Origin of the sequence: Citrobacter sp. Cc139, assembly GCF_030334645.1 — a bacterium.
Classification (GTDB): domain Bacteria; phylum Pseudomonadota; class Gammaproteobacteria; order Enterobacterales; family Enterobacteriaceae; genus Citrobacter; species Citrobacter werkmanii.
Map to the genome: position 1 here is coordinate 98,359 of NZ_JAOWDM010000092.1, position 19,852 is coordinate 118,210.

21 protein-coding genes are annotated in these 19,852 nt (G+C 48.0%); 7 read left to right on the top strand and 14 right to left on the bottom strand.

The features are described 5' to 3' along the window. The first annotated feature begins 96 nt into the window (after positions 1–96). Positions 97–1,317: a multidrug efflux MFS transporter MdtG gene (gene mdtG, locus OGV69_RS19655; RefSeq protein ID WP_038639648.1), complete on the top strand. Its 1,221-nt coding sequence runs from the start codon at positions 97–99 to the stop codon at positions 1,315–1,317. A 64-nt stretch (positions 1,318–1,381) separates the two neighbouring features. On the opposite strand, the gene OGV69_RS19660 is transcribed toward mdtG, so the two are convergent. Further along, positions 1,382–2,713 (bottom strand): sensor domain-containing diguanylate cyclase, encoded by a 1,332-nt coding sequence (locus tag OGV69_RS19660; RefSeq protein WP_069323363.1) that lies wholly within the window; start codon positions 2,711–2,713, stop codon positions 1,382–1,384. Between the two features lie 689 nt (positions 2,714–3,402). On the opposite strand from OGV69_RS19660, the gene OGV69_RS19665 reads away from it, so the two are divergent. Continuing rightward, a complete protein-coding gene (locus OGV69_RS19665) occupies positions 3,403–3,780 on the top strand; it encodes a MysB family protein (RefSeq protein ID WP_038643106.1) in 378 nt (125 codons plus the stop codon). Here OGV69_RS19665 and OGV69_RS19670 read toward each other — a convergent pair whose 3' ends face one another. The 3 genes from OGV69_RS19670 to mdoG all read right to left on the bottom strand — a co-directional run bounded on the left by OGV69_RS19670 (position 3,781) and on the right by mdoG (position 8,141). Further along, entirely contained in the window at positions 3,781–4,008 is a 228-nt protein-coding gene (locus tag OGV69_RS19670) for a YceK/YidQ family lipoprotein (RefSeq protein ID WP_038639644.1), read from the bottom strand. It lies immediately after the preceding gene. Between the two features lie 76 nt (positions 4,009–4,084). Further along, on the bottom strand, positions 4,085–6,613 hold the full coding sequence (mdoH, locus tag OGV69_RS19675; protein ID WP_038639642.1) for a glucans biosynthesis glucosyltransferase MdoH: 2,529 nt from the start codon (positions 6,611–6,613) through the stop codon (positions 4,085–4,087). Further along, the gene (gene mdoG / locus OGV69_RS19680; protein ID WP_087857802.1) at positions 6,606–8,141 is read right to left on the bottom strand and encodes a glucans biosynthesis protein MdoG; all 1,536 of its coding nucleotides are present in this window, start codon (positions 8,139–8,141) and stop codon (positions 6,606–6,608) included. The genes mdoH and mdoG overlap by 8 nt, the downstream gene beginning before the upstream one ends. A gap of 270 nt (positions 8,142–8,411) precedes the next feature. Here mdoG and mdoC point away from each other — a divergent pair, with 270 nt between their 5' ends. Further along, positions 8,412–9,572 carry a glucans biosynthesis protein MdoC gene (gene mdoC / locus OGV69_RS19685; protein ID WP_069323306.1) on the top strand — a complete coding sequence of 387 codons (1,161 nt, stop codon included), beginning with the start codon at positions 8,412–8,414 and terminating at the stop codon, positions 9,570–9,572. A 20-nt stretch (positions 9,573–9,592) separates the two neighbouring features. Here the strand turns inward: mdoC and OGV69_RS19690 are convergent, their stop codons facing one another. From OGV69_RS19690 to csgB, 6 genes are all read right to left on the bottom strand, one after another. Further along, positions 9,593–11,083 (bottom strand): phospholipase D family protein, encoded by a 1,491-nt coding sequence (locus OGV69_RS19690; RefSeq protein WP_373260886.1) that lies wholly within the window; start codon positions 11,081–11,083, stop codon positions 9,593–9,595. Further along, positions 11,016–11,558, bottom strand: coding sequence for an O-acetyl-ADP-ribose deacetylase (gene ymdB / locus OGV69_RS19695; RefSeq protein ID WP_038639630.1), 543 nt, complete (start codon positions 11,556–11,558; stop codon positions 11,016–11,018). Before ymdB ends, OGV69_RS19690 begins: the two co-directional genes overlap by 68 nt. Before the next feature lie 100 nt (positions 11,559–11,658). Further along, positions 11,659–11,979, bottom strand: coding sequence for a YmdA family protein (locus OGV69_RS19700; RefSeq protein WP_069323304.1), 321 nt, complete (start codon positions 11,977–11,979; stop codon positions 11,659–11,661). A gap of 149 nt (positions 11,980–12,128) precedes the next feature. After that, positions 12,129–12,461: a curli assembly chaperone CsgC gene (gene csgC / locus OGV69_RS19705; protein ID WP_038639625.1), complete on the bottom strand. Its 333-nt coding sequence runs from the start codon at positions 12,459–12,461 to the stop codon at positions 12,129–12,131. A 61-nt stretch (positions 12,462–12,522) separates the two neighbouring features. Next, a complete protein-coding gene (gene csgA / locus OGV69_RS19710) occupies positions 12,523–12,972 on the bottom strand; it encodes a curli major subunit CsgA (protein ID WP_006685125.1) in 450 nt (149 codons plus the stop codon). Positions 12,973–13,012: 40 nt separating this feature from the next. Continuing rightward, complete coding sequence (gene csgB / locus OGV69_RS19715; RefSeq protein WP_032939898.1) at positions 13,013–13,468, bottom strand: curli minor subunit CsgB; 456 nt, start codon at positions 13,466–13,468, stop codon at positions 13,013–13,015. Positions 13,469–14,227: 759 nt separating this feature from the next. Here csgB and csgD point away from each other — a divergent pair. Genes csgD through csgG form a run of 4 tightly spaced genes read left to right on the top strand, consistent with a single transcriptional unit; the run spans position 14,228 to position 16,573 of the window. Continuing rightward, positions 14,228–14,878 (top strand): biofilm master transcriptional regulator CsgD, encoded by a 651-nt coding sequence (gene csgD, locus OGV69_RS19720; protein WP_069323303.1) that lies wholly within the window; start codon positions 14,228–14,230, stop codon positions 14,876–14,878. A gap of 4 nt (positions 14,879–14,882) precedes the next feature. Then, complete coding sequence (gene csgE / locus OGV69_RS19725) at positions 14,883–15,275, top strand: curli production assembly/transport protein CsgE (protein WP_038639617.1); 393 nt, start codon at positions 14,883–14,885, stop codon at positions 15,273–15,275. Positions 15,276–15,300: 25 nt separating this feature from the next. Then, on the top strand, positions 15,301–15,714 hold the full coding sequence (gene csgF / locus OGV69_RS19730; protein WP_016152599.1) for a curli production assembly/transport protein CsgF: 414 nt from the start codon (positions 15,301–15,303) through the stop codon (positions 15,712–15,714). 25 nt (positions 15,715–15,739) lie between these two features. Further along, positions 15,740–16,573: a curli production assembly/transport protein CsgG gene (gene csgG / locus OGV69_RS19735; RefSeq protein ID WP_003036082.1), complete on the top strand. Its 834-nt coding sequence runs from the start codon at positions 15,740–15,742 to the stop codon at positions 16,571–16,573. A 46-nt stretch (positions 16,574–16,619) separates the two neighbouring features. Here csgG and OGV69_RS19740 read toward each other — a convergent pair whose 3' ends face one another. From OGV69_RS19740 to ghrA, 4 genes are all read right to left on the bottom strand, one after another. Continuing rightward, a complete protein-coding gene (locus OGV69_RS19740; protein ID WP_038639615.1) occupies positions 16,620–17,102 on the bottom strand; it encodes a DUF1097 domain-containing protein in 483 nt (160 codons plus the stop codon). A gap of 101 nt (positions 17,103–17,203) precedes the next feature. Continuing rightward, positions 17,204–17,758 (bottom strand): TorD/DmsD family molecular chaperone, encoded by a 555-nt coding sequence (locus tag OGV69_RS19745; RefSeq protein WP_038639611.1) that lies wholly within the window; start codon positions 17,756–17,758, stop codon positions 17,204–17,206. A gap of 23 nt (positions 17,759–17,781) precedes the next feature. After that, positions 17,782–18,519, bottom strand: a complete 738-nt coding sequence (locus tag OGV69_RS19750) for a phosphatase (protein ID WP_038639608.1) — start codon at positions 18,517–18,519, stop codon at positions 17,782–17,784. Positions 18,520–18,605: 86 nt separating this feature from the next. Then, on the bottom strand, positions 18,606–19,544 hold the full coding sequence (ghrA, locus tag OGV69_RS19755; RefSeq protein ID WP_069323302.1) for a glyoxylate/hydroxypyruvate reductase GhrA: 939 nt from the start codon (positions 19,542–19,544) through the stop codon (positions 18,606–18,608). Positions 19,545–19,852: the final 308 nt, after the last annotated feature.

Consider the following 19,852-nt stretch of genomic DNA (forward strand, 5'->3'; position numbering starts at 1 on the left):
TATCCGCATTGCAGCAACTATCAACCGGGCGCATAATTAGTCTGCTTACTTATATTCAATCGATAGCGCATACAGCGCATCACACTGCGGATCGTTATGTCACCCTCAGATGCCCCCATAAACTGGAAACGCAACCTCACCGTTGCCTGGATAGGTTGTTTTTTAACCGGCGCAGCATTTAGCCTGGTCATGCCCTTTTTACCCTTGTACGTTGAGAGTCTCGGCGTCACGGGGCATAGCGCCCTGAACATGTGGTCAGGTCTGGTCTTCAGCATCACCTTTTTGTTTTCAGCCATCGCCTCCCCTTTCTGGGGTGGCCTTGCCGACCGCAAAGGGCGAAAAATCATGCTGCTGCGTTCCGCATTGGGTATGGCTATTGTGATGCTACTGATGGGCCTGGCGCAAAATATCTGGCAGTTCCTGGTTCTGCGCGCGCTGCTCGGTCTGCTCGGCGGTTTCATTCCCAACGCCAATGCGTTGATCGCCACCCAGGTTCCACGCAATAAAAGCGGTTGGGCGCTGGGAACGCTCTCTACCGGCGGTGTCAGCGGCGCACTGCTAGGGCCGCTGGCAGGTGGACTACTCGCGGACCATTATGGATTGCGTCCCGTGTTCTTCATTACCGCCAGCGTACTGCTGGTCTGTTTTATCCTGACGCTATTTTTTATCCGCGAGCGTTTTCAGCCGGTAAGCAAGAAAGAGATGCTGCACATACGCGAAGTCGTGGCCTCGTTAAAAAACCCCAAACTGGTGCTGAGCCTGTTTGTCACTACCTTAATCATTCAGGTGGCGACCGGTTCTATTGCGCCAATCCTGACGTTATACGTGCGGGAGTTAGCCGGGAACGTCAGTAATATCGCGTTCATTAGTGGGATGATTGCCTCCGTACCCGGCGTAGCAGCGTTAATCAGTGCCCCAAGGCTTGGCAAACTCGGTGACCGGATTGGCCCGGAGAAGATTCTAATCGTCGCGCTGATTATTTCCGTGCTACTGCTGATCCCGATGTCATTTGTACAAACTCCCTGGCAATTGGGCGTTCTGCGTTTTTTATTGGGTGCTGCCGACGGTGCTCTGCTCCCGGCGGTGCAAACGCTGCTGGTTTATAACTCAACCAACCAAATAGCCGGGCGTATTTTCAGTTATAACCAGTCATTTCGCGACATCGGCAACGTAACGGGACCATTAATGGGGGCGGCAATATCCGCCAACTACGGCTTTCGCGCGGTCTTCTGCGTGACCGCGGGGGTTGTACTGTTTAACGCGATCTACTCGTGGAATAGTCTGCGCCGTCGCCGGAGTGCCGAGCTCGCTGGATGATTTGTATATATTGCCTGAACCCGAAGAGTAAACTTTGCGTTTTCAGGCAGTATTCATTTTACTTTTAATGATAGTAGTAACACACCTTATTTCTGCCAGAGTTTTTGGCGTCATACAGCGCAGCATCCGCATAAGAAACAACTTTATCCGCTGAGTCATCATCAACTTTAGTACAATATACACCGATGCTGATCGTCATCTTTTCTTTTAAATCATAGGCATTGGGTATAGTCGTTCCATGCTCAACATTTCTTCTGATTCGTTCTGCAACGACAATAGCTTCATCTTTATCCTTGCACTTAAGAAGAATCGCAAACTCCTCGCCGCCGATGCGCGCAAAGATATCCGAATCTCTAACTGACTTGTTTATTATATCAACAATACTAATGATTACCCGATCCCCCTCCTGATGCCCATAGGTATCGTTAATGCGTTTAAATTTGTCGATATCCAAAACCATTACGCAAACCACGCCTTTCGCTAGCGATGCTTTTAACGATCTATAGAATAGTTTCCGGTTGTATATTTTGGTCATGGCATCTTTGATAGCCGAATCCGTTTCTTTTTTTAGAATGATAAAAGTGTTATACATTAAGATCGATATTATACAAAGGGTACTGATCACCTCAATCCCTCTGCTGATATACCAAATATACATACTATATTCATCTAAACTTAATAGCAGCACATTGGTTAATATTCCTGAGCAACACAGTAAGCCGATACTTTTCCATAAGATGTTATGCGTTTTGGTTTTAATGACCAAATAGAGTAGAACCAATCCCCAGGCAACGATCAGAGAGTAAATGTAGCCAATATGCCAGTGTACGGTTATGTTGTCGGATTTTAAGCTCGTAATCTCAAGGGTCATGCCCGGGTTATAACTGGCCAGGCTATGTGCCAGGACAGCGATAGCCAACATGATCAAAAATGCTACCGCTATATAGCATGGTTCTCTTTCTTTGGTTTCAAGGATTGTCGAAGATGCTTTATAAGATTTCAAGGATACAAATAATAAAGCAATAAAACTCAGTTGGCGAAAATAATAGAATATAGCGATATCGTTAGTTCTTTTTTCTATCGAAGTGTGATCATTGATTAAATCCTGAACGATATAGATAGTTTCTACAAAGAAAATATTATTGCTAAGAAATGCCATACCTAAGACTATGAGACATGTTAGATCTTTTCTGCATAAATACTGAAACAACATAAACAGGAAAATAATTCCATATAAAAAGAACAAACCTACTATGATAATCAAATATATTGTTTGCGGAACACTTTGGATTGTTAATTTAAACTGCGTAAGACATAACCCACCAAGAATATAGCTGATTAAGCAAGTTATATAGAACGCCATCAACTTCCTGTTATTTGAATTACTGTTTTCCATAACATCCTTAGGAGTATTCTTGAGTTGGCATTTTATATAATAAAGCATAAGCATTTGCAATCTATATAGCCGTACAACTTCAGTGATATTTATTCATTTATTATTTAATGATTTTTTATCCATTTATAACACTTGGTATTAATCATCTATTATTATGTATCCTTTTTTAAAACGCCTCACGCCATTAACAGATGTTGCACATGGCGGATACTTAGTCATTACCTTTCCGGCTCTTGAGTTCAGTATCTCTCAATAATTACCTCTGTGATTTTTTCACATTAATAAATATTTTTTCCTTTATTTTGATAAGGTTAGACATCCACTCATCAGTACAATGGGCATTACCGCAAGCAAAAAATCGACTAAATACGTATTAAATCTGAAGATTCATTTATATAACAGTATCGTTTATTTATTTGATTTTCATTACGCCACTGCTAACCACACACATTACCTTTTTTTCTCAAATTCGCGGTCGTCCATTACGCCAACTTCAGTATCTCGCATTGTAAATTTTTCCATACCAATCGAAGACGTCATCATAAAACCCTGTCGTCGCTACCAACGGCTGGCATTCATTTAAGTTAGCTCTGCAGTCAATGGGTTTGACGCTCCGCGGATCGAGGTCTATAGATTGAATCATCACCATTTATTGTTCACCTTAGGAGAAGATTATGGCAAAGAATGACATGTATTTTTATGCCACGCTGGAAGAGGCTATTGATGCTGCTCGTGAAGTGTTTCTGGCAGATAACCCAGGTCTGGAGGCTGACGATGCCAGTGTTCAGCAGCTAAGCGTACAAAAATACGTGCTACAGGATGGCGACATTATGTGGCAAGCAGAATTCTTTGCCGATGAGGATGATGTCGATGGCGAATGTCTGCCAATGCTAAGCGGTGAAGCGGCGCAAAGCGTTTTTGATGGTGATTATGATGAGATTGAAATTCGTCAGGAGTGGCAGGAAGAAAACACGCTTCACGAATGGGACGAAGGTGAATTTCAGCTGGAGCCTCCCCTTGATACCGAAGAGGGTCAGACCGCAGCTGATGAATGGGATGAACGATAACTACTCGTAAGGCCCATGGTGAATGTCGAGCGGTAACAACAGCGTATCAAACACTAGCGAAAACGGCAGGTCGAGGATGGTGACGTAGCGCCATGCGGAATCCCGGACATCCCACTGTACGCCCGGATAGTATTGGTTGCCATGCCCTTGTCCTGGGATGGTCCGGCTAATGATGCTGCCGCATCCGCTCAGGAACAAGACCATTATCGCCACTGCCACTATTCGCATCTGGTACCCCATGACTCTTTTTATTCAGTATAAAAAAATACCGGCACCAGGCCGGTATTTTCACATTACAGAACGCTTATTTTTTCCTGAGCGCTAACGGATTCAGGGTCAGGCCCTGATAGTAATTCACCCACGAAGAATACTTATCAGGTGAATTCCAGACGCGATAATGCAAACGCGCCATGGTCACCGGATCGCTTAACAGCACAAGGCGACGATCGCGATTCAGTTTCTCCGGCGTTTCGTTCAGCGCCTGCTCCACATGACGGTCGCGTGCAATCTCAAGTACGTTACTCACACGGTGGCGAGCAGTCGCCATTGCCGTAGCCAGCGCGTTAAACGACGGGTTAAACACCGCATGCATAAAACCGTCGTCCAGCGTACGATTACGGTTCATTACCAGATAGGTATCTGTATCCACCAGCACCTGTGGCGGAGAGTACTCTTCCGGGATCAGGAACAGCTTCCAGCGTTTGGTTCGTAACCCAACCGTAGAACGACTGGAAATTACGGAAACAAACGGCGAGAGGATCAGCGAGAAGACAATCGGCGCCAGCCAGAACAGAAAACGCAGATCCAGCCAGGCCATACCCACAGCCCACACCAGCCCTAGCAAGAGCTGAGAACCATGACGCATAAACGCTTCCCCCCACGGGGTGGAATCGTCATCACGCTGCGGCGAATTCCACACCACTTCCCAACCGAGGAATGCGCTCACCACGAAAACGGTATGGAACAGCATACGCACCGGCGCCAGCAGCACGGAGAACAGAACCTCCAGCAGCAACGACAGCGTGACGCGAATAAATCCGCCGTACTCTTTCGTCCCTTTACACCAGATAAGTAAAATACTCAGCAGCTTCGGCAGGAACAGCAGCACCATGGTGGAAGCAAACAGCGCGATCGCCAGTTCAGGACGCCACTGCGGCCAGACCGGGAATAGCTGCCGCGGTTGCAGGAAGTACTGCGGCTCCGTCAACGCATGGACTACCTGCAATGCGGTAGACAACGCGAGGAACATGAACCACAACGGCGCTGACAGATAGGACATAACGCCGGTCAGGAACACCGCGCGGTGAACCGGATGCATCCCCTTAACCAGGAACAGACGGAAGTTCATCAGGTTGCCATGACACCAGCGACGGTCACGCTTGAGCTCATCCAACAGGTTTGGCGGCAGCTCTTCATAAGAACCCGGCAGATCGTAAGCGATCCACACGCCCCAGCCGGCACGACGCATTAATGCCGCTTCCACGAAGTCATGGGAGAGGATCGAGCCTGCAAATGAACCTTCGCCAGGTAACGGCGCAAGCGCACAGTGCTCAATAAACGGCTTCACGCGAATGATGGCGTTATGACCCCAGTAGTGCGATTCACCCAACTGCCAGAAGTGAAGCCCGGCGGTAAACAACGGGCCATAAACACGGGTCGCGAACTGCTGGCAACGCGCATACAGCGTATCCATACCGGAAGCCTTGGGTGAAGACTGGATAATCCCGGCGTTAGGATTCGCTTCCATCAGACGAACCAGACCGCTCAGACAGTCGCCGCTCATCACGGAGTCAGCATCCAGCACCACCATATAGCTGTACTGATTCCCCCAGCGGCGGCAGAAGTCATCGATGTTGCCGCTTTTGCGCTTCACACGACGACGACGACGACGGTAGAAAATCTGCCCTTCGCCCTGCACTTCGGCAATCAGTTCCATCCACGCTTTTTGTTCCGCTACGCAGATATCAGGATTGTAGCTGTCGCTCAGGATGTAAACATCAAAATGCTCGGCGTTGCCCGTGGCTTTAACTGACTCCCACGTGGCGCGCAGCCCCGCGAATACGCGGTCAACGTCCTCGTTACAGATAGGCATAATCAGTGCGGTGCGGTGTTCAGGATTCAGTGGTTCGTCCCCGACCGTTGAGGCGGAGATACTGTACTTATCTCGCCCAATCAGCAGTTGCAGGAAGCCCATCAGCGCAGTCCAGAACCCTGCAGAGACCCAACAGAAAAGCACGGCAAACAAAATCAGGATCCCGGTCTGTAGCATATAGGGCAGCAATTGCATAAAGGAGACCCACAGGTCCTGCCCCATCATGTCGACCGGATTTATGAATGCCCAACCCTGATACGGAAGGATCGTCTTCATATACCAGGTTGCTACCACCGTTTGCGCCAGCGTTAGGATCAACAGCGTATAGCGGCGGATTGTGCCAACGGTACGCCACTTTTGCTCGCTTTCTTGTTCTTCTTTCGTCAGACGCGAAAGATAACGCGGAGTCACATCACGTCCACGCAGACGATCCCAAAAACGACCAACCGGGTTGGTACGCCAGGGATCGGGGAACATCGAGGTACGCGTTGCTTTAGGCATTGCCTGAAGCTGATCGCGTCCTTCATCGTCTTTAACCAACTGCTCTTTCGCCAGAGAATCTGGCCATGCTTGCTCAAGACGAGCTTTCACAGAACCCTGCGGTGAATCATCTTCGCGCGAGTAAGTACGATGCTCAGCATCCAGCGCCTGATGAACGGCGCGGATGTCAGTTTTCGGCAGAGCCGCTTTTTCGATATCCGAAAGCGGCATTGCGTCAATATACTCAGTAGTCTTATTCATTGGCAGGTAACTGGTAGCTCCAGGTTTCACTCAACGTCTGATCGGCATTGACCAGGGCTGCTCGCATTTCAGTGGTTTTCTTCACGTCTTTCACCTTCACGCGCAGCATCAAACGCCAACCTTTAGTGACCGGGTTGTAACGCACGGTGTTTTCAACGATCTCGCCGTTGTCGCCAATGCTGGTTTGTGCGGTAACCGGGGTATCCTGTGGCAGCTTTTTCATGTCTGCGCCGGTAAAATCCACCACAAACGCGATAGTACCGTCTGGCTGACGAATCAGATTGGATTGTTTAACATCACCCGTAGAACGACGAGTCTGTTGTACCCAGGCATTTTCCGGCGCATGAAGCTTGTCTTCATCACGCGTGAACGTCAGGGAGTACTTGAAGTTCATCTCTTTGCCCGCTTCAGGCAGTTGATCCGGCGTCCAGTACGCAACGATGTTATCGTTCGTTTCATCGTTAGTCGGAATTTCAACTAACTCAATCTTACCTTTGCCCCAGTCACCTTTTGGCGTGATCCAGGCGCTTGGACGCAGGTCGTAACGATCGTCAATATCTTCAAAACGCGAGAACTGACGGCCACGCTGCAACAGACCGAAACCTTGCGGGTTTTCCATGGCAAAGCTGCTCACCGCGAGATGTTTCGGGTTGTTCAGCGGCCGCCAAATCCATTCGCCGTTGCCAGCGTGGATAGACAAACCATTAGAGTCATGCAGTTCCGGACGATAATTCGTTGCCGGAGAAGGCTGATTTGGGCCGAACAGGAACATACTGGTTAACGGCGCCACGCCCAGCTTGCCCACTTTGTCGCGCAGGTAAACTTTGGACTGAACATCAACAACCGTGTCGCGACCCGGAATAATGACAAAGCGATACGCTCCGGTTGCGCGCGGAGAGTCCAGCAAGGCGTATATGGTTAAACGTTTGTCAGTCGGTTTCGGACGTTCGATCCAAAACTCACGGAAGCGGGGAAATTCTTCACCAGAAGGGAGAGCGGTATCGATCGCGAGACCGCGCGCAGACAGACCGTAGACCTGGCCTGCGCCGAGAACGCGGAAATAGCTGGCCCCGAGCATGCTGACGATTTCATCGTTTTTATCTTTGCTGTTGATCGGATACAGCACTTTGAACCCGGCGAAACCGAGATCTTTTACCGTGTCTTTATCATGCTGAACATCGCCAAAATTAAAGTAATCCGGGCTATATTTGATTCTTTTCACCGCAGTGGCGGTAACTTCGTTGATTTTAACCGGCGTGTCGAAGTACATACCCTGGTGGTAGAATTCGAGCTTAAATGGGGTCTTGAGATTGCTCCAGTAGGCTTTATCGCGATTAAACTGGATCTGCTGATAATCCGCATATTTCATGTCGCGGAAAACGGAGGGCAAGTTACTTTTTGGCGCCTCATAGCCTTTACCGGCTAAGGATTGAGCTTGTTTTGCAACATCATCAATGCTGAACGCCCAGCTCGATGATGTGTACAGCGTTAACATGACTGCTGCACCCAACCAACGCATTTTCATCATTTGTAGTTTATGTTTCATAATTAGTAAGCACTTCCCCCTTTGTGTGCTTATATTGATCCGATCCATTTTAATGGATAATCGGGTATTCCGACAACTGAATCCCTGTATTGTTCGCGCGCTGGCTCATGCTTTAAGCAGCTTTGTCTGCTGTTTTCACTTTGCGTGCTTATCCTGGAGACAGGTTGTTGGACTTCGTGTAGGGTTGGCCTCGAATGTAACCATTATTCGTCTTAGGGATAAGACGAAAAGTCTGAGAATACGTAACTGTCTATGAGCCCTGTATCACCACCACGTGAATATTTTCTTGACTCCATCCGTGCCTGGCTAATGTTGTTAGGGATCCCCTTCCATATTTCTTTGATCTACTCCACTCATACCTGGCACGTGAACAGCGCAGAGCCGTCATGGTGGTTGACCCTTTTTAACGATTTTATCCATGCATTTCGCATGCAGGTCTTCTTTGTTATTTCGGGTTACTTTTCGTACATGTTATTTTTGCGCTATCCGCTAAAGCGGTGGTGGAAGGTGCGTGTCGAACGCGTGGGAATCCCGATGCTGACGGCGATTCCATTGCTTACGCTGCCGCAATTTATCATGCTGCAATACGTGAAGGGCAAAGCAGACAGCTGGCATACTCTCAGCGGGTACGAAAAGTACAACACGCTGGCCTGGGAGCTTATTTCCCATCTGTGGTTTTTACTGGTTCTGGTGGTTTTAACGACTGTAAGCATGTGGGTATTTACCCAGATGAAAAATAAGACGATGCGTAGCGAAGGTGCTAACCCCTCTGCTGTGTCGATGACCAAATTAACGCTGATTTTTATTTTATTGGGTGTCGGTTATGCCGCCGTCAGAAGGACGATTTTCATCCTCTACCCTTCAATTCTCAGCGATGGCATGTTTAATTTTATTGTTATGCAAACGCTGTTCTATATACCTTTCTTTATGCTCGGCGCGCTTGCGTTTATCAACCCTAATCTGAAAGCGCTGTTTACCAGGTCATCGCGTGGCTGCACGATAGGCGCTGCATTGGCGTTTGTCGCTTACCTGCTCAATCAACGTTATGGCAATGGCGATGCCTGGATGTATGAAACCGAATATGTCATCACCATGGTCATGGGACTGTGGATGGTGAACGTCGTCTTTTCGCTTGGCCACCGTTTGCTGAATTTCCAGTCGGCCCGCGTGACCTATTTTGTCAACGCGTCACTGTTTATCTATTTAGTGCACCACCCTTTGACGCTGTTTTTTGGCGCGTATATCACACCGCATATCTCATCGAATCTACTGGGCTTTTTGTGCGGCCTGCTGTTTGTGGTGGGGATTGCGGTGATACTGTACGAACTCCATTTGCGCATACCGGTGCTGAAGTTTCTCTTTTCGGGTAAACCGGCCGTTAAGCAAGATAAAAATAAAGCTGTCGCCGGTTAATTTTTCTCTCATTGTGTGGTTCAGAGCAGCCACTCAATGGGTAACACCGACGCAAGCTTCACCAGAACCCGCTTCCAGAATCCTGTGGCGGGTTCTTTTTTCAGTACCTGTTCGCTGCCGGAAACGCGATCCACCCAATTAATTCTGCCCCAGCGGTCGAGGCGCAGTTGCCAGGCCATGTCACGCTGGCTCTGCATAAAACGTTTATGGATCACTTCAGCCAGCACTTCACTCTCAATCACAAACCCCATTTCCGTATTAAGCAGCGTTGAACGGGGATCAAAATTAAGCGAGCCGATAAATACTTTTCGACCGTCAATACTGAAGGTTTTAGCATGCAGGCTGGAACCTGAATTACCGGTTAATCCGCGATCGTGGACCACCGAAACGCGTTCGCGGGTAGGTTTAAGTTCGTATAATTCTACCCCGTAACGCAGCAGTTTTTTTCGCCATCGCGCGTAGCCCGCATGAACGATAGCCACATCATTTGCCGCCAGCGAATTGGTTAAAATCGCAATCTTGACGCCTTTCCTTACCATTCTCAACAGTTGCGCCACCCCAGCCCGAGTCGGCACAAAGTAGGCGGAAATAATATCAATGCGTTCGCCCGGTGACCCCATCACATCAAACAAACGCTGCGGTAATAACGAATGGCGCGGCGCTTTCCCTTCACCTTTGACAGGATCATCACTCAGCAAACGCGTTTTCGCCCAAATCAGCGGCAGCGACTGCTGATCGAGGCTGGCCATAAACTGGCTGGTTTCCAGCTTATGCAAATAGCGACGAGTAATATCATCGTTATACCAGGATTCAGGCAGCTCGATACGCTGCGAAGAATCTGACTCCGACATCTCAAGTACGTTTTGTAACGTTGAAACAGAGCGGCAGTGCCAGTAACGCTCAAAATCATCCGCAACATCTTTGACAACGGGACCAATAGCCATGACGTCCAGATCGGAAAACAGCGGTTGCTCACCCGCCCCAAAATAGGCATCACCAATATTACGCCCGCCCACGATGGTCACCACGCCGTCAGCGGTATAACTTTTATTGTGCATTCGCCGATTTAGCCGGGCAAAATCGGTCAAATAGCCCAGGGCGCGCAGGATGCGAAAGGAAAAGGGATTAAACAGACGAATTTCTATATTAGGATGGCTATCCAGCAGCCGCAGCGTGTCATCAAGACCCGGCGTGTTGTTGTCATCCAACAGCAAGCGAACCTTCACTCCACGTTTCGCCGCCGCCAACAGAACTGAAAACAGCAACAGACCGGACATGTCGTTCTCCCAGATGTAGTACTGCACATCCAGTGTACGTTCCGCCATTTCTGTTAGTCGATAGCGAGCAGCAAAGGCATCCAGGCTGTCATCCAACGTAAGAATGCCGCAATCTCCAGGATGGTTAGCACAAAGTGGCGTGATGGCCCGCTCAAGTCGCGTCATATCAATCCGTGTTCTTGTCACCTTGCCGGGAAAGTAGTCTCTTGTAGAGTTGAGCGTTTTCTTCGTCAAAACAAACAAAGTATATTTGATCGGGAAGCGTACGACGGGTAATAAATTTTAACACCGTATTTACCGCTATTTCTGCCGCTGCGGCGCGGGGATACCCGTAGACTCCGGTACTGATCGCCGGAAAAGCAATGGATTGATACCCATTGGCCAGGGCCAGTTGCAGCGAATTCAGATAGGCGTCTTCAAGACGTTCAGCCTCATGATGCCCTCCACCTTGCCAGACAGGCCCTACGGTATGAATGACCGCTTTTGCCGGAAGCGCCCCCGCCAGCGTGATAACGGCATGCCCGGTCGGGCATTCTCCCTGTTGCTGGATAACCTGTTTGCAGGCCTCCAGCAATGCGGGGCCGGCGGCGCGATGGATTGCGCCATCAACACCACCACCTCCCAGTAGCGATGAATTCGCCGCGTTGACGATCACATCAACAGCGATCGTCGTAATATCGCCGTGTAACACATGCACGCGTGAATGCATAAATTCCCCCTGACAAAACACGATTCATCAAGTGTACAGCAGGGATTTCCTTGAAATCTCACTTTTTAACCACAAGTTTGCATGCCTAAGCCAGAATGGTTCATTTATATTCAATGTTAAGGATCGCCATGTTTTTCTGTTCATTGAGGTAATGCATTTTCACAGTAGCAATTTGCTGCACATTCTGAGGGGCAGCCGTGACCTGTTGATGATTATAGAGACTATTACGGGTGGTGCCATTGCGCATACAAGACAATTCGATCTGTTGTTGTTGGGTGTTAACGTCGCAGGGCGCTTCAACTATTGCGCCGCGAAAATGGATAACGCCGCCGGGCGCGATCTGTTGCGCCATTATGGGAAAAGTGAAAAGAGATAACGTACATAAACTGGCGCTAAAAATACGTTTAAAAAATGTGCACATAAGGGTTCCTCAATGATTAGTCATCCTTGAGGGATCTGAATGATCCTTCACCACTGCGAGTTACGATCAAATAAAAACGCTGTACGTTTCTATATTCATAGAACAGCGCCGCATTCCCAGCCACACCCTTAATGCAAATACAGCAAAAATTATGGCTGACTGGTTGAGTCAGGCCATTGTTGTGACAAATGCAGAGACTGCCCGTCCGAAACGGTAACGATAATTTTGACCGAATCCCCCGGTGAAATATTAAAGCTCAGTTTGGTTAGTTCAATCGGCCGATTAGCGGGGACCGAAAGGCTTGTTTTCTGCTGCGATTGGCTTTGTCCTCCCTCCCCCTTACGAACGGCAAGGACCTGGACCTCACAAACGCAGGGTTGGGCTAACGTCACCTGAGGAATAATGGTGTACATATCGCCTTGTTGGGTCGTATTGAATGTTATTTGATTTGTCAGCGCGGCAATGAGTAATAATGTATGCATCATATTCTCCCGAAAAAAAAACAGGGCTCACGCCCTGTTTATTATCAGTCAGAAAACTGAATTAGTGTTGGTTAGCTGTTGCATTGTTGCCAAAACCAACTTGCTGAATCAGCACATTGGAGTCAGAAGCAGTCTGATTAACCAGCGCGCCGTTGCGGCCACCGAACTGGGTCACGCTAATATCAGCATTTTTTGCATTCCACTGATCGATGGTGGCATTGTTCTGGAAGCCAGTCTGTTTCAGGCTAATAGTACTGTCATCAGCCCCCTGGCCTACGACCGCGCCATTACCACGCCCATGTTGGGTGATGGTGACATCTGATTTACGCGCATCGCTTTGCAGAGCATTCGCAGCGTTGTTTGAACCATATTGGTAGATACTCAGCGAAGAGTCTGGGCCATAGTTGCTACCGCCGCCATGATGATTACCGCCCCATTGCGGAACAACACCAGCCAGAGCACTGCCAGAAACGACGATTGCTGCGAATGCTGCCACTTTTAAAAGTTTCATGGTAAACCCCCATCGGATTGATTTAAACGTCGATCATGGATTAGCGTTGAGTTACGCGAATTGCCATTTGCGACTGTCTCTGCACCACAACTGCTGTTTTTTGTGTACCATACTGGGTAATATTCGCTTTATTACCAGAGCCTTTCTGGATAATTACAGCTGTATTACCATAAGAACCTTGTTTAATACTCGCGTCATTGGAACTACCCACCTGATCAATATATGCAAAGTTATATGATCCCGTCTGGTCCGTTTTCGCCCGGTTACCAGAACCTTCTTGCGAAATGACCGACAATAGCTTCGAGCCCCCCTGACGAGTATTTGCACTGTTCGCAGTGCCAACCTGACCAATAATGGCTGCCTGATTAAATGAAGACTTACTTAATTCATTTACCGCAAAGTTATATTCTGAATTAGCTAAATCATAACTTGTTGCGGATGCAATCCCAGGCACACCCAGTATTGTAAACATCATAAATAACAACTTGTTTTTCATGTTGTCACCCTGGACCTGGTCGTACATGAAGTTAAATTAGTTACCACTCAAATTGTTGTTAACATGACTTACATTTGTTAACGTCACGTTACGATGAAGAGTATGTCCGTTGAAACATTTTAAATAACTCACCCGCCAGTGGTATTTTTATATCCTGATTCACACCAAAGTATTAATTAACAGTAAAAAACACGGTTGCGACAGCAGGTTCTATTTCTTTTTTAACCCTGCAAGTGAATTTCTATGCAGTAACAAAAAAGTGCATTTCCCGTGATTTCCGCGCCTCCCAGCTTAGTGCTGCGATAAGCATCGGTACAAGTCGTGACAAGCATCATTTTTTTCTATCTAAAATTGTCCAAGTTGAATCCAGGCGAAACAATCCGAATTCATTAGGAATGTAAAACTAACAAACCATAAATTTATTTATTTGATATCAATGCGATAGCATAATTTGTATGATTTTTTAAATCTATGCAATAATGCTGAAATGTACAACTTTACTATCAAATCTAAACTCAATTAAAACCCAAAAATCACATTTTAATATATAAATTTACATTATGTAACATGTTTAACACTTGCTTTAAGATTTGTAATAGCTAGATTGAAAACAGTTGAAGTCCATTTGTTTTAATATTTTCACCCCGTTGGGTTGATATTTTATTTCTACACAGCAGTGCAACATCTGTCAGTACTTCTGGTGCCTCTATTTTAGTAGCGGCAGCTGTCAGGTGTGCGACTAAAAAGTGGAGTTTCATCATGTTTAATGAAGTCCATAGTATTCATGGTCATACATTATTGTTGATCACTAAACCTTCTCTGCAGGCAACTGCGTTATTACAACATTTAAAGCAATCACTGGCGTTAACCGGAAAACTACATAATATTCAACGTTCTCTGGATGATATTTCCTCCGGCTGCATTGTTTTAATGGATATGATGGAGGCAGATAAAAAACTGATCCATTACTGGCAAGATAATTTAAGCAGAAAAAACAACAATATAAAGACTTTATTGTTGAATACCCCTGATGATTATCCCTATCGGGATATTGAAAACTGGCCGCATATCAATGGTGTATTTTACGCAACCGAAGATGAACAACGTGTAGTCAGCGGCTTGCAAGGTGTGTTGCGCGGTGAATGCTACTTTTCGCAAAAGCTCGCCAGCTACCTGATCACGCATTCCGGAAATTACCGCTATAACAGCACGGAGTCGGCACTACTCACTCACCGTGAAAAAGAGATCCTTAATAAACTGCGTATCGGTGCCTCAAATATTGAAATCGCGCGTTCGCTGTTTATCAGTGAAAATACCGTGAAAACGCACCTTTATAATCTTTTCAAAAAGATAGCTGTCAAAAATCGTACGCAGGCGGTCTCGTGGGCCAATGATAACCTCAGGCGATAAAGCCATGAAACGCTATTTGAACTGGATTGTGGCAGCAAATTTGTTCTTTGCTGCCGGGAATCTACACGCGGCTGTAGAGGTGGAGGTTCCCGGACTGTTAACTGACCACACTGTCTCTTCCATTGGCCATGATTTTTATCGCGCCTTTAGTGACAAGTGGGAAAGCAAGTACACAGGAAACTTAACCATTAATGAAAGGCCCAGTGCACGTTGGGGAAGTTGGATTACGATAACGGTTAATCAGGACGTTATCTTCCAGACCTTTTTATTCCCGACGAAAAGAGACTTCGACAAAATAGTGGTCTTCGCATTGGCAGAAACTGAGGAAGCATTAAATCGCCGGCAAATAGATCAAACACTATTAAGCACAAGCGATTTAGCGCGTGATGAATTCTAAAACATGATTTTGTCCGGAGGCTTTCATGCGTGTCAAACATGCAGTGGTTTTGCTCATGCTAATTTCACCGTTAAGTTGGGCCGGAAACATGACGTTCCAGTTCCGCAACCCTAACTTTGGTGGCAACCCAAACAACGGCTCTTTTTTATTAAATAGCGCTCAGGCGCAAAACTCATATAAAGATCCGAGCGCTGGCGACTACGGGATCGAAACCCCAACAGCACTGGATAACTTTACCCAGGCAATTCAGTCGCAAATACTCGGCGGCTTACTCACCAATATCAATACAGGTAAGCCGGGGAGGATGGTAACCAGTGACTTTATCGTTGATATCGCCAACCGGGATGGGCAACTGCAATTGAATGTCACTGACAGGAAAACGGGAAGAACTTCGACTATTGAAGTGTCAGGTTTACAAAACCAGTCAACCGATTTCTAAATGAGAGCCACGAAAGGAAAATATCATGCAGCGCTTACTTATCATGGTGGCAGTAATTTTACTCAGCGGATGCTTAACCGCCCCGCCTCAAGAGGCCGCTAAGCCGACATTAATGCCCCGAGCCCAAAGCTATAAAGATTTGACGCATCTACCCATGCCTACAGGTAAGATATTTGTGTCGGTATACAACATTCAGGATGAGACTGGCCAGTTTAAGCCTTACCCGGCAAGTAACTTCTCTACCGCCGTCCCGCAAAGCGCCACGGCTATGCTCGTCACCGCATTGAAGGATTCTCGTTGGTTCGTCCCGCTGGAACGTCAGGGGTTACAGAACTTGCTTAACGAACGAAAAATCATTCGTGCGGCTCAGGAAAACGGTACGGTTGCCATTAACAACCGGATCCCGCTCCAGTCTCTGACCGCAGCAAACGTCATGGTGGAAGGGTCAATTATTGGTTATGAAAGCAACGTTAAATCAGGTGGTGTCGGCGCACGCTATTTCGGTATAGGCGCCGATACGCAATACCAGCTTGACCAGATAGCGGTAAACCTGCGTGTGGTTAACGTCAGTACCGGTGAGATCCTCTCATCGGTGAATACCAGCAAAACCATTCTGTCTTATGAAGTGCAGGCAGGGGTTTTCCGCTTCATTGACTACCAGCGTCTGTTGGAGGGGGAAATTGGTTATACCTCTAACGAACCGGTTATGCTTTGTCTGATGTCAGCAATTGAAACCGGCGTTATCTTCCTGATTAATGACGGAATAGATCGCGGGTTGTGGGATTTGCAGGATAAGAAACAAGTTGATAATGACATCCTGGTTAAATACCGCCATATGTCGGTACCGCCAGAATCCTGATGGGTCGTTACAGCATAAAAAGCGTGAGGGAAGCCTCACGCTTGTTTTATTTACTGGTCGGGGTTGGCGATATCCTGTTTTCACGGCGTGACGCCAGCCACAAGCCGCTATTTTTCATCGCATAGCCAAATACCAGACCCAGCGCCAAAGATGGCACGACCAGTCGCCAATCCCCCTGCCCTGCAAACGTTGCACAAGCCCCAATAAACGTGCCCGGCACGAATGAAAGCAACCATTGCTTTGCCTGAATACACATCAAAAACGCGACAATTCCCGTCATGACATAGCCGACAATATCCATATGCGGGGCAAGCGCACTGCCGTTAATAATCACCAACGCCCACACCACACCGCTTAGCAGCGTACACGCCGAGATCCAAAGCCCTTTCAGCCCACCTTGCGGACAGGCAAAGTAGGCAGTGCAGCCCAGAAACCCAGCCCAGCTGAGTAAACCGAGAGAAACGGCCACCCATCCCCAGATCCCGGAGAGAATGCCCGTTGTGATTGCAATTGAGAGAAGTATATTCATGCCGCGCATCTTAGCAGAAAAACGGCATTGGAATGAGATCGCGCACACAAATTATGCAAGTTGATAAATTGCGTTGCAGTTTAGCGTGATTTAAATCACATTTATTCGTCTGTCTCTTCCTGTAATTCGTCCCACATCGCACCAATCGCATCACGTGTCAGGGGCGCAATAGTACGCCAGAATGGCGTATTCGCATGCGCTTCAACTTTGCCCAGAAACGTGCCGCACCAGGGTAACAAGTAGTCCACAAACAAGGTTTCAAGCGCTTCGCTTTCATCTTCCGCAGACTGGTCTTCAAGCCATGAAGCCGCCAGCAACAGCGTGCCAATATGATCTGCCGGCGTATCTGCCAACGGCATTCCCCGGGCAGAAAGGAATGCACGCACATCCGATTCTTTAGCCCCTTCTACCCAGGCGCTGCGATAAGGTGGCACCGCGCAATCGTCTCCCACAAATAACGCGTTGTAATCCGCAGCCAACTGAGGCATATCGCAGCTCTTCTGCAGACGAGCCAGCAGTTCGTCCTGTTCCAGCGGCCAGTTGGCGGAAAGTTTACCTTCGCTAATCAGGGTAAACAGAGGAACCAGTAAAGGGTCCTGCGGTTGGCGGTAAAACAGCGAGCCCAGTACACGACACAGGATAGAAAACTCGTTCATTAATATATTCCAGTTAGTAACAATTACAGTTCAGCAAATTCCGCGATCGGCTCCATGCCTCGCGATTCCAGAAACGTCAGCAAGCGCTTTGGCGTAACGTTTAAAATTCGGTCTTCCGGGAAATTCACATCATCCAGTATCTTACGACATTCACCGAAATCTCCTAAGGTGAAAGCGGTATGTGAATCTGACCCTAACGCGACCCAGCCGCCGGCATCACGCACAGCCGCAGCAACAGCGCGGCAATTGTCCTCACTGCCCTTACGCGAATGCAAAAACGAAGAGTTGTTGATTTCCAACGCAACCTGGTATTTTGCCGCTGCCTGAGCAATCGCAGTAATATCGACGGGATATTTGGGGTTACCCGGGTGGCTGATGATATGGACGTTGCCACTGGCCATAGTGGCTATCATCGCCTGCGTATTCGTCTCTTTATCGTGTGGCGCAAAAACCGGCTCATGAAAGCCTGCGATAATCAGATCCAGGGAAGTGAACATCGGACCTGAACAGTCAATTTCGCCTTCAATATTTTTAATATTCGCTTCAATTCCGCGCAGGATCCCTATGCCGTCCACGACACGAGGCCAAATGCGCATATTAATAAAGTGCCAGTGGTGAGGCGCATCCGCCATGTCCGGTCCATGATCGGTAATGGCAAACAGCTTGATGCCTTTGCGACGAGCTTCAGCGATGTAATCACTTAAGGTGCTGTAGGCGTGGGTGCTGGCGACGGTATGCATATGCAGGTCAACGGGATACATAACTCTCTCCTGTAGTCATTTTCCGTCAAGGATAGCAGGTATCGCCGCCATTTATTAGCGGAAACCCGGCACTTGCCGGGTTGGCATTAGTATCCCCGTACGCGATCGACCTGACCCGTAACGGCTTTGCCACTTTCCAGATTGAAAATTGTACGGGAGATATAATCCACCGCTTCCGCCGGACGGGTAACGGCGGCGATGTGCGGCGTCATCGCCACCCGTGGATGTTTCCAAAGCGGGCTGGTTTCCGGCAGCGGTTCACGGCTATAGACATCCAGCATGGCGCCTTTCACCTTGCCGCTGTCCAGCAATGCCAGAAGATCGTCTTCATTGAGATGAACGCCACGCGCCAGGTTCAGCACATAAGCGCCATCCTGTAACTGGCTAAGTAAACCAGCGTTAATGATGCCCACAGTTTCTGCCGTATTGGGTAGAAGATTGATAAGCACGCGAGTTTGACTCAAAAACGCACCCAGCTCTTTGGTACCGGCAAAGCTTTCCACGCCAGGCCAGGATTTACGCGTACGACTCCAGCAGCGCAGCGGGAACCCCCATGACAGCAAACTCTCGGCAACTTTCGCACCCAGGACCCCGGCCCCCATGATCCCGATGGTGAACTCATCGCGGGTATACTCTGGCAATGGTTGCCATTTCGCCTGATTTTTTAACGCCTGGTAATCATCAAAGCGACGAAACCAGTGCAACACCTGACTTACCGCATATTCCTGCATTTGCAGGCCCATACCCGTATCTTCCAGACGGAAAAGCGGGATCGAGGTATCCAACATTTCCGGGTGAGCGTTTAGCTTACTGAGAATGGAATCGACGCCAGCACCCAGTGCAAATACGGCTTTTAATTTTCGTCCCGCGAGCATTTCAACCGGCGGATGCCAAACCAGCGCATAGTCAGCATGCGCATTATCACCCGCTTTCCACTCACGGACGTTCGCGCCTGGTATTGCTTTTGCCAGCGCATTAATCCACCAGGTTGTTTCGAATGTTGGGTGATAAAAAATTATATCCATTTTGTCTCCTGAGCATTGCTATGCGGAACTTTCTCGCACTTATTATCATCATTTTTCGAGGGATCCTCAGAGTAGCAAATTTTAGGATGCTGGCAAAAAAAACAATTCCCGCTTATTTAAGCTCCAGATTGTTTGAAGTTTGTGTAAATGCACGTTTTTTTCAAAAAGTTGATTGACGCCGGGACGGTATTTCCCTAAATTAGCGCCCGTTCCGGTAGCACAGGAACAACAATATGGTGAGGTGTCCGAGTGGCTGAAGGAGCACGCCTGGAAAGTGTGTATACGGCAACGTATCGGGGGTTCGAATC